This is a genomic window from Actinopolymorpha sp. B9G3 (assembly GCF_040120725.1).
Classification (GTDB): Bacteria; Actinomycetota; Actinomycetes; order Propionibacteriales; family Actinopolymorphaceae; genus Thermasporomyces.
Genome location: NZ_JBEEAB010000008.1, coordinates 36,257 through 52,213, shown reverse-complemented (window position 1 = coordinate 52,213; position 15,957 = coordinate 36,257). Strand labels below are relative to the sequence as shown.

The window sequence follows — 15,957 nt, the reverse complement described above, 5'->3', positions numbered from 1 at the left end:
TGATCACCGCGTCCGTTCTTCCAGTCGCATCGCCTGCGTGCTCTTCGCCACCTCGGCGCGTTCGTCCGCGGCCAGCCGCTCCCACCGCTCCAGCCGACGTCGCGCCCTGTGCAGCCGGACCGCGAACGTGGCAGCTGAGCAACCAAGGACCTTCGCGGCTCCGGCCACGTCCATCCCCTCCCAGGAGACGAGCATCAGCACCTCGCGGTCGCGGACGGAAAGTCCGCGTAGCGCATGCACCGCGGACGCTCTGTCCAGCGCCGCAGCCTCAGCCGCCGGTCCAGCCGCCTCACCAGTCGACCCACGTAATCGCTCACCCAGCCGGGACGCACGTTCGCGCTGGCGCATGACGTCGGCCGCCACCCGTCTCGCTATCCCGTACAACCACGGCAGGACCTCACCCCGGAGCTGCCTGCGGCCACGCCAGGCGAGGAGGAACACCTCCGCTGCGGCATCCTCCACGGCGTCCGCCGGCAGCCTCCGCCACAGGAACTTCACCACCAGCACGTGATGCCGCTGATACATGTCCTCGAAGGACGCCCGATCCGTCAGGTCTGAGCCCACGCCACCCTCCCCGTCCGCCTAGCAAGCGTTTCCGCACCGCTCGCGTTCGAGTAGACAGACGGCCTGAGTCGTCGATCATTACAGGATCTCCTCGAACGCCTGGCTCACGTCCGCGCATCCGCGAGCGTGCCGCGGGTGCGACCCGGACGTCGCGCCGTCAGCAGCCCTACACTGTTCTGCCCCAGGCCCCCAGGCCCTCCAGGCCTCGAGGCACCGGGCCCCAGGCGCAGCAGGAGGCGAGCGGTCGTGACAGGCCTCTTCGACTTCTCGGCGTTTCCCAGGCTCACCACCGAACGCACGGTGCTGCGGGAGTGGCAGCCCGGAGACGCCGCCGACCTCTTCGTATGGCGCAGCGATCCCGAGGTGCAGAGATACAACTCCGAGCCGATGCGGGACGTGACCGAAGCCGCCCAGCTGATCGACGAGCTTCGCGGGGCCTACTCCGCGCAGCGGGGGATCTTCTGGGCGGTCACCCATCGCGGAGATGGGCGTGCCATCGGCCTTTTCGGGTTCAACTCCTGGGAGAGACGCCACCGCCGGGCAGCGATCGGCTACGACCTCAGACGCAACTACTGGGGGCGCGGAATCGCGACGGAGGCTCTCGCGGCCATCCTCAGCTTCGGGTTCACCCGCATGGACCTCAACCGGGTCGAGGCGGAGACGATCGCCGATAACCATGCGTCAGTACGACGGCTCCAGCGCCTGGGGTTCCAGCGCGAAGGTCTCCGGCGGGCGTACACGGTGGAAGAGGACGGTACGTTTCACGACAGTGCGATCTACGGCCTCCTCGCCTCCGACTACCGGCGCCTCCGCCCCGCCCACACCGTCAGGTCGCCGGATCGACGAGAGTGAACGGGACGACCGACTTCAGCGGCACCTGGTCGCCGCGCAGCTGGTCGAGGAGAAGGTCGACGGCACGGCGCCACGCCCCCTCTCCTGCTGGTCCTGCTTGATGTAGACGAAACTTCCGGCGCCCTGGGGTGATTCCAGGGAGTCGAAGCAGGCGATCACCCGGTCGGGTTCATTCTCACCGGCGTCTTCGAGCACCTGGCGCAGGAGGACGGCGATGTTGTACTCGCAGGCCACGAAACCGGTCAGGCCTGGCTCACGTTTCAAGAAGGCGTGCAACGCCTCGCGATCCGCCCTCGCCGCGTCGGCTGACCGCGAGCCCGGCAGAGTGCTGTGGAGCTCGGTGAAACAGCGTTCAGCATCCCCGGGGAACCCGCGTTCGCGCAGGGCGTCCCGGTATCCCTGCATCCGTTCCTCGATGCTGGAGGTGTTCTCCACCGGCGGCGAGAGGAAGGCGACCTGCTCGTGTCCCTCGTCAAGCACGCGTGCGGTCAGGGGCACCCTTCCAGATACTCCAGGCTCACCTGAGGGCGGCGTACCAGCTGATCACTCCGCCGCGCTCTCCCGGCCGAACAGCACGATCTCGGCGGCGGAGGCGTAGTCCGCGATCCCTTCGGTGGCCAGCAGCTGGATATGGCGTGCCCCCGGAGCGCTGAACGCGGCGGTCTTGCGGGTGGCGTCGCCCACCCAGGTGCCACTCGCCACCTCGGTGAAGGTCACGCCGTCCTCACTCGCCAGGATCGTGTACGCCGTGATGGTGCCGTTGAGGTTGCCGTCGACGCGTGGCTGGTAGGACAGTTCGGCGACGTCGTAGCGTCCGCCCAGGTCGAAGGTGATCGACTGCGGGAGGAAGGTCCGATCCGGACGGAACCTCGCGTGCCAGATCGTGGCGGTGCGGCCGTCGATCGCCTTCACCGCCGCGTTCTCGGGCTCCTGGGCACTCGTCGACGTCACGCCCATCTGGCTCGGCGGCACGCACCGGCGGTCCTCCGGAGCGGACACGGCGACCGGAACGGAGAGCCGCGCCTTCGGCGGTCCGGGCTGTGCCTCGGGCTCCGCGCCGAGTTCCACGTCGTAACCCCCGTCGAGGGTCTCCTCGGGCACGTAGAGCTGGACCGGCACGGTCACCGTGGCGCCGGCGGGAACGTAGGTGGAGATGCGGGTGTTCGGGCTCCACAGCGGCGCCTCGGGGCTGATGTGGACATCGACGAACGTCGCGGCCGACTGGTTCGTGACCGCGACGCGGATGATCTCGGTCATGCACTGCCGCAGCTCCAGGCGCTCCGGCTGGGCGGACAGCACCAGCGACGAGGGGCCGGACGCCTTCGCCGCCGCTCCCGACGCTCCGGACGCCGCGGCGGCGCCGGAGGCCAGGGCAGCAGGAATGACACCCGACAACAGCAGGAACGCGGTCGCTGCCGCGAGGATGCGGTGGACGCGGTGGGTGCGGTGGGTGCGCGCGGAGACGACCGCGGAGACGACATGGACGCGGAGGCGACGGTCACGCATCGGATAGCTCCTTCGCTGGCTCTCAGCTCGTCGGGCCGCGGCCCAGCCGGTCGTCCTTCTGCCGGCGTTCTTCCTCGGTCTCGAACGCCGACGACGGCAACGACGGCACCGGGTTCTGGTCGGCGAGTTGCAGACCCGGATTCCCTGCCTCGGTGACGAAGCTCGCCCGGGTGTAGATCTCGGCACCGGGTTGGGTGATGTAGGGCAGGACGCGATAGTCCGAGCGCCACAGTGCGGGCGTCAGCGTGCAGCTGACGTAACCGCGCTGGCCGTTGAAGAACTTGATGTGCGGGTTCTCCGCGAGGATCCGGTCACCGGTCTCGGTGCTGTCGGCACCGTCACGTCCCGAGGCGATCGACGTGCCGATGAACTCCACACCGATCGTTGGAGCGGCCGGGTCGCTGAAGTCGACCTTCAGATCGCTTGCGTAGTTGGCGTGGACGTCTCCGGTGAGTACGACCGGGTTCTCGATCCCGCCGTCGGCGATGGCCCCCAGGACGCGGTCGCGCGAGGCGGCGTACCCGTCCCAGGCGTCCATGCTGAGCAGCACGTCCGCACCAGCGGCGAAGTCGCGCTGGGCCATGAACACCTGCTGCGCGATGACGTTCCAGGTCGCCGACGAGGAGGCCAGACCGTCGAGCAGCCACGCCTCCTGCGCATGACCGGGAAGGCTGCGGGCGGGATCGAGGCTTTCGGGGTTGGGCGGATCGGTCCCGTCGCCGGCGGCCTGATCGTCGCGGTACTGACGGGTGTCGAGGACGTTGAACTCGGCGAGCGTGCCGAACCGCAGCCGCCGGTAGAGACCCATGTCGGGTCCTGCCGGCATCGAGCTGCGGCGCAGTGGCATGTGCTCGTAGTACGCGCGGTACGCATTGGCCCGCCGGACCAGAAACGCTTCTGGCGAAGGGGTCTGGCTGCTCGCCTCTGGGATGAGGCCGGCGTAATTGTTCTCGACCTCGTGGTCGTCGGAGGTCACGATCCAGGGAAAGGCGGCGTGGGCGGCCTGCAGGTGCGGGTCGGACTTGTAGAGCGCGTACTGCAGCCGGTACCTGTCCAGGGTGACGGGCTCGGTGATGAGGTCGTCTGGCAACACTTCGGGATGGTTGCGATATCCACCGTTGGGCGGGACTCCGTACTCGTACATGTAGTCGCCGAGGTGGACGACCAGATCGAGATCCTCGGTCGCCATGTGTGCATACGCCGTGTAGTAGCCCTCGCTGTACATCTGGCACGACGCGAACGCGAACCTGAACCGGTCCGGCCGCGAACCTTCTGGCGGCGCCGTCCTGGTGCGTCCCACCGGGCTGATCTCGCCGCCAGCGGAGAACCGGTAGTAGTACCAGCGGGCCGGCTCGAGCCCGGACACCTCGACATGGACCGAGTGGGCGAGTTCGGGAGAGGCGAACGTGGTCCCCGAACGTATGACGGATCGGAAGTTCTCGTCCTCGGCGACCTCCCACCGGACACGCACGCGGACGTCGGGCATCCCGCCGGCACCACTCACGTCCAACGGCTGCGGGGCGAGCCGGGTCCACAGAACGACACCGTCGGGCAACGGGTCGCCTGAGGCGACTCCGAGCTGGAACGGATAGTCGACAAAGCTCTGCTTGGCCATGGTGCGGGTGGTGAAGGGACCCTGGCCGAAGACGAGTGCCGTGGCAGCTCCCGACGCGACACTCAGGAACTTCCGCCGATCCAGGTCGCTCGCGAGGTGGCGGTTCCGCAGCAGTCGGCCGACAGGATCGTCCCGCATCACGCCTCATTCCCTCCCACGCCGTGACCCTGCACGACGCCCACGCCCGGTTCGTGATCTTGGTGCCCGTGAAGGTAGACGAACGGACGGTCGCGAGGAATCGCCAGCGGGGGAAGCGGACGTCCGGTTCCGGCGCTGCGAGGTGCGGCGGCCGGGAGTTTCCTGTGGTACGCAAGAGCACTAGCACACGGCTTCGCTCCACCGACGCGAGAGGAAGCGCCACGCATGACACCACCTCCGGTCCCTCGACGGCGACGCGTCAGCAGGCGGACCCTCACCGCCGGTCTCGCGGGTGTCCTCGGCGCAGCAGCAGCCGCGACGTCGGCACCCCTACCGCCCACGGCGTACGCCGGTGTGGTCGCACCGAGGGCGGCCAGGAGCCCTGTCGTTTCCGGCGCCTACACCCAGGTCACGGTCGACGGTCAGCGCACCGGCCTCGGGTTCGAAGGTGCCGAGCACGCACTCGTCGCCTATGCCGCCATGCACCGGGTCACGGGTGACGCGCATCAGCGCACGGTCTTCGAGGCGCTGCTGGAGTACGTCCTGGCCCGCCGGCCCACCCACATGGGTTCCCTTCTCGGCGTCCAGGTCCTCAGCGATCCGTACCTGCGGGCCCATGCACAGCTGATGGCGAACGTGGACCGGCAGGCCGCGACGCTCGTCCAACGCTTCGCCGATGATCCCGACCGCCTCCTGCGTACCGGCGACATCCGTACGCTGGCGGGCAACGCGAGCTTCCTCACCGCCTACGCACGCCACCACGCCGATCGCGGGACCGCCGGAGGCGGAAGCGACAGTGAGGGCTCACCCACGGCAAGTCTTGTGAGGGCGGCGGATCCGAACGATGTCGACATGGTCGCCACGGCCCTGCTCGACCGGTTGGTCGACCTCCAGCTCACCCTGCCAGGGGCCATCGACCGGTTCGACAATCCCCGGCTGGTGGGCGGGTTCCCTCATCTGGTCGAGGGACCCGACGGCTCGATGGGAGCCTGGGACGTTCGTACGTGGTCGCCGGCGATGTTGTCACTGGACCAATACGCGGGTGTGCGCGCCCTGTCCGACGGCTTCGGCCGCTACCGCAGGCCAGCCTACGAGCGCAGCGCCGCTGCCGCGGCCCGGCCTCTGCTCTCGACCACCGCCATCGATCCTGACCTGCTCTACGCCGGAAGTCCTGCGGGCTTTCCGCTCGACGGCGCGGAGTTCGCGTTCGGCGAGGAGACCGGGGAGATGCAGTACCTCCTCAGTTACGGATGGTCTCCCAACGCCGTCGCGGACCTCGGCACCGCGCTGCGTGCCGTGCTCGCCAACCGCGTGACCGTGCCCCGGTCCCGCCCATGGGCCGAGCTCTACTGGCGCGACGAGCCTCCGCAAGCTGTGCTTGACAGGACGAGGTTCCACGCCGGCCTGGCGGCTAAGATCGCGTTCACCCACCGGTTCGTCGAAGCGACCCAACTGCCCGTGCCACCGGAGTTTCCCTGGATCGACCTCGAGCGGACGACGTTTCCCGGCACCGGCGACGACGACATCCGCCGCGGCGGGTGGTACGACGGGTCGGGCCGGGGCGCGATGTCGGCGGTCTACTCCCGCATCGCCGTCCACGGATACGTCGCGAGTGGCGGCGCCGACAGCGCCATGCTCGGCCGCGCGGGTCGCTGGTGGGACGCGATGATCGTGTGGGAGTGAGGCTGCCACCTCGTCCGAGCTCACGACGTCAGCGGTACGCCTTGGCCTGGAGGGTGTAGAGCTCCGCGTACGTCCCGCCGGCGGCCATCAGCTCCTCGTGTGAACCGACCTCGACGAGTCGGGAGCCCTGCAGCACCAGGATCAGGTCGGCCATGCGTACGGTCGAGAACCGGTGCGAGACGAGGATGGTGATCCGGCCGCGACGGGCCCGCCCACCACGCTCACCGCGACCTCCCGCGCCACCTTCTGTCGTGCCCTCGCGGGCCTGCCGGGCGAAGCTCTCGAACAGCGCGTGCTCGGTCTCGGCGTCGAGGGCCGCCGTCGGCTCGTCGAGCACCTGGAGCAGCGTCCCGTCGCGCATGAATCCCCGCGCCAGCGCGACCTTCTGCCACTGCCCGAACGACAGGTCGACACCGTCGGCGGTGTCGCGATGGTCACTCGCGTACGACTCGAGCCAGACCAGACGCTGCGAGGCGTCCAGCCACATGCGAACGAAGTCGGCGCTGCCGGCGTTCATCGCGACGTACTGCGAGAGCCGGCTCCCGGCCGTCACCACCAGCAGGACCTCCCCAGCGGTACCGGACAGGACGGTGGCGGTCACCACCACGGCGCCCACGAGCGCGGCCGCGAAGAGGCACCAACTCGCTGCCTGCCACCACGCCGTGTGCCACCGTGTGCGGGCGAGTGGTGCGTACCACGACTCCCACTCCTCGCGCGGGCGGCGCACCAGGTCCGTGCCGATCCGGGAGAGGCGAACTCCTTGCCCGACGCCTGCGTCGTGCCGAGCATGAACAGATGCCGGTGGCGGCGTTCGTGGGGTGCCACCTCCTCATAGACCCGCTGCGACACGGCGGACCGCCGGGCCGAGACCCAGACCGTCGGAAGGGCGAACACCAGCAGCAGCACCATCGCCGGATGGACCGACATCACCAGCGCCAACGTGATCATCAGCCGGACCGCTGAACCGAGCACGTTGAACAGCGCGAGATACATGTGGTCGAGCTGGTACGTCTGTTCCTTCAGCACCGAGAGCCGGTCGAGGTAGTCCGGCCGCTCCTGGTGTTCGATCGTCGGGACTCTCCCGAACGAGCAGTGCTTGCCTGCCAGGTGGTCCTGTCCACGACGCGCGGCCGGCCGATGTTCGAGTCATCGTTCATGGTCGCCTCCATTCGGCTGTGGTCATGCCCACCGACGAACGGGACCCGCCGCGATTCGACACCGATCGAACGGATCCCGAAGATCTTCTTCCGGGGCTCACCCAGGGCGGACACCACGGCCTGCGGTGTCCGCCCTACCGTTTGTACAGTCAGGTCGGACGTCGTGAAGGAGGTGTAGGTCGGTGAAGTACGCGTTGGTGATCTGGCACGGCGAGGAGCACGCTGAGTCGCCGCAGGAGATCGACGCCTGGCCGGACCACAAGGCCTGGATGGACGACCTCGTGGCCCGCGGCATCTTCCACGGCGGCGCCCGGCTGCGGCCCACGGCCACGACGAAGGTGCAGGTCCGCCGTGGCGAGACGCTGGTGTCCGACGGCCCGTACGCCGAGACCAAGGACCTCATCGGTGGGTTCCTCGTGATCGAGTGCGCGCACCTCGACGAGGCGATCGAGATCGCGGCGGGGCACCCGTTCGCCGCGTTCGGCACGGTCGAGGTCCGACCGGTCTGGGAATGACGCGGGAGTCGAGCGACGACGTCGAGGCCGCGGTCGCCCGCGCGTTCGCGACGGAGTGGGGACAGGTCGTCGCCACCCTCATTCGCATCACCGGCGACTGGGACCTCGCCGAGGACAGCGCGGCAGACGCGTTCGCCACCGCGCTCGAACGGTGGCGGCGCGACGGCATCCCGCGCAGTCCCGGCGCCTGGCTCACCACCACCGCGCGCAACCGGGCGACCGACCGGATCCGCCGCGAGGCGACCGGCAACGCCAAGCTGCGCCAAGCCGCGCTGCTCGCGCGCGACGGCGACGAGCCGGCCGAGCCCGACGAGGTGCAGGACGATCGGCTCCGGCTGATCTTCACCTGCTGCCACCCCGCGCTGCCGTTCCAGGGCCGGGTCGCGCTCACGCTACGGACGCTGACCGGTCTCACCACGGCGGAGATCGCGCGCGCGTTCCTCGTCCCCGAACCGACGATGTACCAGCGGCTGACCCGCGCCAAGAAGAAGATCCGCGAGGCCGCGATCCCGTACCGGGTACCGCCCTCGCACCTGCTGCCCGAGCGGCTGCCCGCGGTGCTCGCCGTCCTCTACCTGCTGTTCAACGAGGGGTACGCGGCGACCGCCGGCGCCGACCTGATCCGGCAGAACCTCAGCGCCGAGGCGATCCGGCTCGGCCGCCTGCTGGTCGAGCTGCTGGCCGAACCCGAGGCCAGGGGCCTGCTCGCGCTGATGCTGTTGCACGACGCCCGGCGCGCGACGCGAGTCGGGGCCGACGGCGAGTTCGTGCCGTTGGACCGTCAGGACCGCACGCGTTGGGACCAGGCCGCGATCGCCGAAGGCCTGCGGCTGCTCCCGTCGGCGCAGGGTCCGTACCAGTTGCAGGCCGCGATCGCCGCCTGCCATGCCGTCGCGACGAGCGTCGAGCAGACCGACTGGGCACGGATCGTGGCGCTCTACGACGCTCTGCTCGTCCACGCGCCGTCACCGGTCGTCCGGCTCAACCGCGCGGTCGCCGTCGCGATGGCCGACGGGCCGGCGGCGGGCCTCGCGCTGGTCGACGAACTGGCCGCCTCGGGTGACCTCGCCGGCTACCACCTGCTGCCCGCGACGCGCGCTGACCTGCTCCGGCGGATGGGCGACTCCGAACGCGCCGCCGAGGCGTATCGCGAGGCATTCACACTCGCCGCCACTGACGCGGAGCGCACCTACCTGAGGGCCCGGCTCGACGAGCTCTGAGCGCTCCGTGCGGTCCGATCACTCCCGTGGCGCACGTCACATAGCCGTGCTGTCACAGGGATCGGGTCGCCGGCATCTTCACGTTCGTCAGGACGCCGCGCGAACCTTCCGGGCGGCCCGCAACTCCACGAGACAGACCTGTCTCGGACGGGAGCTTGGTCATGAACGAGCACACCACACACCAGAACGTGGCCATGATCACCGGAGCGAACAGAGGGATCGGCCGCGCGACCGCCGAGCAGCTCGCTGCGCTGGGCATGACCGTCTTGATCGGCGCCAGAGACCAGCGGCGCGGAGAGGAGGCCGCCGCGGCCGTGCGCGCGGCGGGCGGCGCCGCGCACGCGATCACCCTGGACGTCACCGAGCCGACCACCATCGCGGAGGCCGCGACCTGGGTCGAGGAGCGCTTCGGCCACCTTGACGTGTTGATCAACAACGCTGGCATCACCGGGTCCGGGCGGGTCTCGCCCGAAGACGCCCACGACCAGGTACCCAGCTCGGTCGACCTGGACATGGTCCGGTCGGTGTTCGAGGCCAACGTCTTCGGGGTGATCGCGGTGACCAACGCCATGCTCCCGCTGCTGCGGTGGTCGGCGGCGCCGCGCATCGTCAACGTCAGCAGCGCCGCCGGATCGCTGACCATCACCAGCGCACCGGACGGCCCGCTGGCGGGACTGCCGGCGTCGGCCGCGTACACGCCCTCGAAGACCGCGCTGAACGCGCTGACGGTGCAGTACGCCAACGAGCTTCGAAAGGACGGGATCCTCGTCAACGCCGCCGACCCCGGCTATGTCGACACGGAAATCAACAACCACAGTGGGCACCTCACCCCCGCACAGGGCGCCGCAGCCGTGGTGCGCCTGGCGACGCTCGACGCGGACGGACCGACCGGCGGGTTCTTCAACGAGGACGGCCCGGTGCCCTGGTAGCCGTCAGGTGAATAGAGCCGCTGGCGGGAGATGCACCGCAGACGCAGGCGTCGGCGTCGTCAAGACGCTCGGGTTCCCACGGATGTCACAGCGATCGATCGCGCGGTGTCTTGCGGTCGAACTCCAAGAAGCGAGGGACACACCATGACTGAGAACAGCGATGTGGTCGTGATCGGCGGCGGGTATGCCGGTGTCATGGCCGCCAATCGCCTGACGCAGCGCGACGACGTGACCGTGACACTGATCAACCCGCGCCCGACCTTCGTCGAGCGGATCCGCCTGCACCAGCTGGTGGGCGGGTCCCACTCCGCGGTCACCGACTACAGCGAGTTCCTGGCCGAGGGCATCCGGCTGGTGGTCGACGCCGTGACGCGGATTGACGCGGCCGGGCGGAGCGTGACGTTGGCGACCGGCGGCACCCTCGGCTACGACTACCTGATCTACGCGGTGGGCAGTGGCAGCGCCGACACGGGTGTGCCCGGTGCGGACGAGTTCGCCTACCCGATCGCCACCCTGGAGGCGGCGCTGCGGCTGCGGCCGCTCCTCGACGCCACGCCCGCCACGGCCGCGGTGACGGTTGTCGGAGCCGGTCCGACCGGCATCGAGACTGCTGCCGAGCTGGCGGAGCAGGGGCGCCGGGTGACGCTGGCGTGCGGCGATGTGCTCGGCCCGTACCTGCATCCTCGGGGTCGAAACTCGGTGGCCAAGCAGCTGGCCAGGCTCGGAGTGAACGTGGTCGAAGGCCCCGGCGCGAAGGTGACGGCGGTGACGCGCGATGCCGTGCGGCTCGGTGACGGCCGCGAGTTGCCGAGCGCGGTGACCATCTGGACCGCCGGCTTCGGCGTGCCGGACCTGGCCGCGCGCAGCGGGCTGAGCACCGACGCGCTGGGCTGCCTGCTCACGGATGAGACGTTGACGAGCGTGGACGACGTGCGCATCGTCGCGGCTGGGGATTCGGCGGCACCGTCGGACCTGCCGTTCCGGATGAGCTGCCAGGCCGCCACGAGGATCGGCGCACATGCCGCCGATACGGTGCTCAGCCGGATCGCGGGTGAGCAATCCGCGCGGATCAACGTGGGGTTCTTCGGCCAGTGCATCAGCCTTGGCCGTCGTGCCGGCATCTTCCAGTTCGCCTCCAGGGACGACTCCGCGAACAGGTTCTATCTCGGTGGCCGACCTGGCGCGAAGCTCAAGGAGTTCGTTTGCAGGCACACCGTCAAGCATCTGGCGGACGAGGCGGGCAATCCCGGCGCGCTCACCTGGGTCAAGGATGACAGGCGCCGGCAGTTGCTGCGGGCCAAGCGCGGCGAGGTGGTGGCCCGCTGACCGGCAGCCTAGGCGAGGCATCCGTGTGCGGACGTGTCGCCCAACGGATCTGGACGCATGCGTGAAGCGCGTCGGCAACCAGGCCGCCGCGAAGGAGAGGGTGGAGATATGAGCGACCACGCCACCAACCCGGCGACCGAGGCATTCGTCGCCCACCGCAACCTGCTCTTCACCGTCGCGTACGAGATGCTCGGTTCGGCGGCCGACGCCGAAGACGTCCTCCAGGAGACCTGGCTGCGGTGGGTCAGGGTCGACTTGGGGCAGGTGCGCGACCAGCGCGCCTACCTGGTCCGGATCACGACCCGGCAGTCGCTCAACCGGCTGCGCACCATGAGGCGCCGCAAGGAGACATACATCGGCCCCTGGCTGCCCGAGCCGCTGCTCACGGCGCCGGACGTGGCCGAGGACGTCGAGCTCGCCGAGAGTGTGTCGATGGCGTTGATGCTCGTCCTCGAGACGCTGTCGCCGACCGAACGCGCCGTCTTCGTGCTGCGCGAGGCCTTCGACGTCAGCTACGACGAGATCGCGGCTGCCGTGGACAAGAGCCCCGCAGCTGTCCGCCAGATCGCGCACCGCGCCCGACGGCACGTCGATGCCCGCCGCCCTCGTGAGGTGGTCTCCCCGAACGAGACTCGGGCGGCTCTGGAGTCGTTCCAGCGCGCGCTCGCAACCGGGGACTTGCAGGGCCTCCTTGACGTGCTCGCCCCTGAGGTCGTCCTGGTGAGCGACGGCGGGGGCGTCAAGCAGGCCGCCCTGCGGCCGATCATCGGTGCGGACAAGGTGGCCCGCTTCATCGCCGGTGGCTACGGCAAGGCCGTTGGCGCGCTCGCCACTGTCCCCACCGTGGTCAACGGCAACCCGGCACTCGTCGTACGCCTGGACAGCGAGATCGACGGCGTTCTGGCGCTCCGTGTCGAGGACGCCCGCATCATCGGCCTCTACTACGTCCGCAACCCGGAGAAGCTGTCCCGGGTCGAGTCCGAGATCCCGCTCACCCTGCGATGAATGCCGGTGGAGGAGCCCCACCGTGCAACGCCCCTTGTCAGCGCCCGATGGGGTCCGAGTGCGCACTGCCCTCTCTGGCGTGAGTGGACCCCTTGCTCGCCTTGGCTGCGTGGGCCTGCTCCGTGCGGGGGTACAGCACGGCGAGGAGGGCGGTGCCGGCGGCTGCCCCGACGAGCTGTGCGGCGATGAAGGGTGGCGTCGAGGCTGGCGAGATGCCGGCGAAGGTGTCGGTGAAGGCGCGACCGAGGGTGACCGCGGGGTTGGCGAAGGAGGTGGAGGAGGTGAACCAGTAGGCGGCACCGATGTAGGCGCCGACGGCGGCCGGCGCAGCGGCCTGTCTGCCGGTTCGTACGAGCGCGAAGATGAGCAGGACCAGGCCGGCGGTGGCGACGATTTCGCCAAGCCACAGGTGGGGCCCGGTTCTGGTGGTGGCCGACCATGACACGGGAGGGAGTGTGTACATCAGGTTGGCCAGGATCGCGCCGAGCGCACCACCGGTTGCCTGGGCGGCGATGTAGCCGCCGACGACCTGACCGGACAGATTGTCGCCGGTGCGCCTCCGGAGCCACCAGTCGACCAGAGTGACCACCGGGTTGAAGTGCGCGCCGGACACCGGTCCGAAAGTCAGGATGAGGACGGCGAGCGCGAACGTGGTGGCGATCGAGTTTTCCAGCAACTGCAGGCCGGTGTCGTTCGGTGAGAGGCGGGACGCGGCGATGCCGGATCCGACGACGGCGGTGACGAGCAGGCCGGTTCCGAGGAGCTCGGCGACGAGCCGCCGGCTGAGTGGCGGAGTCGCTGCGGTTGGCTTCTCTGCGGTCATCGGGTCGTGGGTACGTCGAGCTCGGCGAGCAGGTGCCTGACTCGGCGTTCGATCTCGTCGCGGATAGGGCGCACCGACTCGACGCCCTGTCCGGCCGGGTCGTCCAGGGACCAGTCCTCGTAACGCTTGCCGGGGAAGAGCGGGCACGCGTCACCGCAGCCCATGGTGACCACGACGTCGGCGGCCTGGACGATTTCCTGGGTCCAGGGCTTGGGGAATTCTCGGGAGATGTCGATGCCGCGTTCGGCCATGGCTGCGATGGCGGAGGGGTTGATCTCCGTTCCGGGCTCGGAGCCGCCGGACCATGCGACTGCGCGATCACCGGCGAGGTCGGTGAAGAAGCCCAGGGCCATCTGGCTGCGTCCGGCGTTGTGGACGCACAGGAACAGGACCACGGGCCGGTCGTCGTGGCTTCGGTCTTCGACCTTGGCCAGCGCGGCGAGGCGCTGGCGGGCGAACCGTTCGGCCAGCAGGGGCAGGTAGTCCGGGACGGTGCTGGTGGCGGCGAACTGGCGGTAGCTGTGGTGCAGGAACCGTTCGATGGTCTCCGTGCCGAACGCCTCGGCGAACTCCTCATGCAGCCGTTCGGCGGAGCTGTGGAGCGCTCGCCGCTGGTCGATGGTGAGGTAGTTGCGTCGATACTCGGAGGGTTCGTCGTCGGTGTCGGTGCGGTTCACCGGCGCGGCGATGCGATGGTCGGTGCGGTCGGTCATGGATCAGGCTCCTGGCCTCGGTGGTGGGACGAGCGCGGGTGCGAGTCGGTCGATCCGTTCGGCCAGCTCGGCGTAGGCGGACTCGAACGCCTCATCGGTGTCGGCTCCTGCGGGATCGGGGACCGACCAGTGCAGGCGGTCGGAGTCAGCAGCCGCGAGGTGTTCGTGGGCCGTGTCGCAGACAGCGACGACGAGATCGTCGGGCCGGCGCACGTCCGCGACGTGGGCGGTGCGGGCGCGGGCAAGGGACAGCCCATGCCGACGGGCGATCCGAGCGGCGCGGGGATGCACCCGCGCGGCGGGCTGCGTGCCGGCGCAGACCACCGGGATGGCGCTGCGCTGTGGCCACATAGCTGCCGCGAGCTGGGAGCGCGCCGAGTTGTGCGTACAGACGAACAGGATCCGGCTCGTCGCTGCGAGCGGAGGCGGGGCTATTGCAGAGATGGCGCCGGGCACCAGGCGCAGGTAGGTGCGGCGACGGTCGCCTTCGGAGCGGGTGCGGACCAATACGCCGGCGTCCTGCAACACCTGCACATGGTGGGCGACGAGGTTGGTGGCCAGCCCCAGGCGGTCGGCGATCTCCCCAGGGGACACGTCACCGATGGCGAGGGCGTCGACGATCGCCAGCCGGGCGGGCTCGCCGAGCGCGGCATGCACCCGTGCCCGCCCCGCCAGCAAAAGTCGCTCAATAGACATTGACTCAATACTCGGTGAGTCACGGTCCGCCCGTCAAGGGCGGGCGGCGGCGCGGACGTCAGGCGAACGCTCGCGCCACGGGTCACCCCTGGAGTCCGACGGCTACGGCCGCGCCGCGCACGTGCGCCGCGAGCGGGCCGACGACGTACTCGGCGTCTCGGCTGGCGCCGCGCAGAGTGTTGGAGGAGAAGGACCGTTGGAACTCCAGCCCCACGTAGGCAAGGCCCGCATGGGTGGAGGAGATGCCGCCGGCATGCAGTGGGGCACCGGTGGGGTCGAGCGCGCCGAGGGGCTGAAGGTAGCCGAGGTTGGGCCGGTAGCCGGTGGCGAAGATCACCGCGTCGACGTCTTCGGTGGCGCCGTCGGCCCAGACGACCTGATCGTGGTCGAACGCGGTGAACATCGGGCGCCGGTCGATCAGCCCATCGTGCAGAGCGGCGGCGTAACTGCCGGTGTCGAGAACGAGGGTCTGCTGGACGATCTTGGCCAGCCATGCGGGTGGGAGGTAGTCGAAGCCGGAAACCGCGAGCCAGTAGTGCAGATCCCTGCCGAGTCGTCGTTGCGGGAGGAAGTTGATCGGATGGCGGGTGGCGAGGGTGACGGTGGCGACCTGGGCGAGTTCGTGCCCGATCTGGATGGCGGAGTTCCCCGCGCCGACCACGACCACCCGCTTGCCGTTGTAGTGCGTGGGGTTGCGGTAGTCGGAGACGTGGATCACCTCGCCGGTGAAGCTCTCCTCGCCTGGAATGGCGGGTGAGTACGGCGTGGCGAACGACCCGCTGGCGGCGATCACGGCGGCGGCCCGGATGGTGTCGCTGCCGGCGCCGGTGTGGACGAGAAACCCGGCGCCGTCGGGTTCGAGGGCTCCGACCCGGTGCCCGGTGCGGATCTCCACGTCCAGTCCGGCGGCGTAGCCGTGCAGGTAGGAGACCACCTCGTCGCGGTGCGGATAGTGGTCGGGGTCACCGGGGAACGCCTGGCCGGACATGCCGCTGTAGCCGGCGGGTGAGAACAGGGTGAGGCTGTCGTAGTAGTGCGGCCACGAGCCGACCGGCCGGTCGCCTGCCTCGAGAACAACGGGACGGAGCCCGGCGTCGCGGACGGCGCGGGCGGCGGCGAGGCCGGACTGGCCGCCACCGATGATCACCACGGGATCGGAGTCAGTCAGAGTCATGCCAGCCAACATATCGTCATTTCGCGATATGGCAAATCGTC

Annotated in this window: 16 protein-coding genes and 1 pseudogene; 7 read left to right on the top strand and 10 right to left on the bottom strand. The window is 69.6% G+C overall.

Annotation, left to right across the window (positions count from 1 at the left end):
• Positions 1 to 3 precede the first annotated feature (3 nt).
• Complete coding sequence (locus tag ABNF93_RS15785; protein WP_349328818.1) at positions 4 to 564, bottom strand: RNA polymerase sigma factor; 561 nt, start codon at positions 562 to 564, stop codon at positions 4 to 6.
• A 246-nt stretch (positions 565 to 810) separates the two neighbouring features.
• On the opposite strand from ABNF93_RS15785, the gene ABNF93_RS15780 reads away from it, so the two are divergent.
• Positions 811 to 1,416: a GNAT family N-acetyltransferase gene (locus ABNF93_RS15780; RefSeq protein WP_349328817.1), complete on the top strand. Its 606-nt coding sequence runs from the start codon at positions 811 to 813 to the stop codon at positions 1,414 to 1,416.
• Between the two features lie 15 nt (positions 1,417 to 1,431).
• On the opposite strand, the gene ABNF93_RS15775 is transcribed toward ABNF93_RS15780, so the two are convergent.
• The 3 genes from ABNF93_RS15775 to ABNF93_RS15765 are packed head-to-tail and all read right to left on the bottom strand — an operon-like array spanning position 1,432 to position 4,675.
• Positions 1,432 to 1,914 carry a substrate-binding domain-containing protein gene (locus tag ABNF93_RS15775; RefSeq protein WP_349328816.1) on the bottom strand — a complete coding sequence of 161 codons (483 nt, stop codon included), beginning with the start codon at positions 1,912 to 1,914 and terminating at the stop codon, positions 1,432 to 1,434.
• A gap of 45 nt (positions 1,915 to 1,959) precedes the next feature.
• Positions 1,960 to 2,922, bottom strand: coding sequence for a discoidin domain-containing protein (locus ABNF93_RS15770; protein WP_349328815.1), 963 nt, complete (start codon positions 2,920 to 2,922; stop codon positions 1,960 to 1,962).
• Between the two features lie 22 nt (positions 2,923 to 2,944).
• Positions 2,945 to 4,675 (bottom strand): alkaline phosphatase D family protein, encoded by a 1,731-nt coding sequence (locus ABNF93_RS15765; RefSeq protein WP_349328814.1) that lies wholly within the window; start codon positions 4,673 to 4,675, stop codon positions 2,945 to 2,947.
• A 225-nt stretch (positions 4,676 to 4,900) separates the two neighbouring features.
• On the opposite strand from ABNF93_RS15765, the gene ABNF93_RS15760 reads away from it, so the two are divergent.
• Positions 4,901 to 6,358 carry a hypothetical protein gene (locus ABNF93_RS15760; protein ID WP_349328813.1) on the top strand — a complete coding sequence of 486 codons (1,458 nt, stop codon included), beginning with the start codon at positions 4,901 to 4,903 and terminating at the stop codon, positions 6,356 to 6,358.
• A 28-nt stretch (positions 6,359 to 6,386) separates the two neighbouring features.
• On the opposite strand, the pseudogene ABNF93_RS15755 reads toward ABNF93_RS15760, so the two are convergent.
• Both ABNF93_RS15755 and ABNF93_RS15750 read right to left on the bottom strand, forming a co-directional pair.
• Positions 6,387 to 6,773, bottom strand: a pseudogene (locus ABNF93_RS15755) (hypothetical protein); the annotation flags it as partial.
• A 182-nt stretch (positions 6,774 to 6,955) separates the two neighbouring features.
• Positions 6,956 to 7,384, bottom strand: coding sequence for a hypothetical protein (locus ABNF93_RS15750; RefSeq protein ID WP_349328811.1), 429 nt, complete (start codon positions 7,382 to 7,384; stop codon positions 6,956 to 6,958).
• Positions 7,385 to 7,697: 313 nt separating this feature from the next.
• Between ABNF93_RS15750 and ABNF93_RS15745 the strand changes: the two genes are divergently transcribed.
• From ABNF93_RS15745 to ABNF93_RS15725, 5 genes are all read left to right on the top strand, one after another.
• A complete protein-coding gene (locus ABNF93_RS15745) occupies positions 7,698 to 8,030 on the top strand; it encodes a YciI family protein (RefSeq protein ID WP_349328810.1) in 333 nt (110 codons plus the stop codon).
• Positions 8,027 to 9,250, top strand: a complete 1,224-nt coding sequence (locus tag ABNF93_RS15740; protein ID WP_349328809.1) for an RNA polymerase sigma factor — start codon at positions 8,027 to 8,029, stop codon at positions 9,248 to 9,250. The genes ABNF93_RS15745 and ABNF93_RS15740 overlap by 4 nt, the downstream gene beginning before the upstream one ends.
• Before the next feature lie 161 nt (positions 9,251 to 9,411).
• Complete coding sequence (locus tag ABNF93_RS15735; protein ID WP_349328808.1) at positions 9,412 to 10,179, top strand: SDR family NAD(P)-dependent oxidoreductase; 768 nt, start codon at positions 9,412 to 9,414, stop codon at positions 10,177 to 10,179.
• Positions 10,180 to 10,323: 144 nt separating this feature from the next.
• Positions 10,324 to 11,505: an NAD(P)/FAD-dependent oxidoreductase gene (locus tag ABNF93_RS15730; RefSeq protein ID WP_349328807.1), complete on the top strand. Its 1,182-nt coding sequence runs from the start codon at positions 10,324 to 10,326 to the stop codon at positions 11,503 to 11,505.
• 108 nt (positions 11,506 to 11,613) lie between these two features.
• A complete protein-coding gene (locus ABNF93_RS15725) occupies positions 11,614 to 12,510 on the top strand; it encodes an RNA polymerase sigma-70 factor (RefSeq protein ID WP_349328806.1) in 897 nt (298 codons plus the stop codon).
• 37 nt (positions 12,511 to 12,547) lie between these two features.
• Here ABNF93_RS15725 and ABNF93_RS15720 read toward each other — a convergent pair whose 3' ends face one another.
• The 4 genes from ABNF93_RS15720 to ABNF93_RS15705 form a co-directional block, all read right to left on the bottom strand.
• Positions 12,548 to 13,333: an aquaporin gene (locus ABNF93_RS15720; protein WP_349328805.1), complete on the bottom strand. Its 786-nt coding sequence runs from the start codon at positions 13,331 to 13,333 to the stop codon at positions 12,548 to 12,550.
• Positions 13,330 to 14,046, bottom strand: a complete 717-nt coding sequence (locus ABNF93_RS15715) for an arsenate reductase ArsC (RefSeq protein ID WP_349328804.1) — start codon at positions 14,044 to 14,046, stop codon at positions 13,330 to 13,332. Before ABNF93_RS15715 ends, ABNF93_RS15720 begins: the two co-directional genes overlap by 4 nt.
• A gap of 3 nt (positions 14,047 to 14,049) precedes the next feature.
• The gene (locus ABNF93_RS15710; protein WP_349328803.1) at positions 14,050 to 14,742 is read right to left on the bottom strand and encodes an arsenate reductase/protein-tyrosine-phosphatase family protein; all 693 of its coding nucleotides are present in this window, start codon (positions 14,740 to 14,742) and stop codon (positions 14,050 to 14,052) included.
• A gap of 82 nt (positions 14,743 to 14,824) precedes the next feature.
• A complete protein-coding gene (locus tag ABNF93_RS15705) occupies positions 14,825 to 15,916 on the bottom strand; it encodes a flavin-containing monooxygenase (protein ID WP_349328802.1) in 1,092 nt (363 codons plus the stop codon).
• Between the last annotated feature and the right edge of the window lie 41 nt (positions 15,917 to 15,957).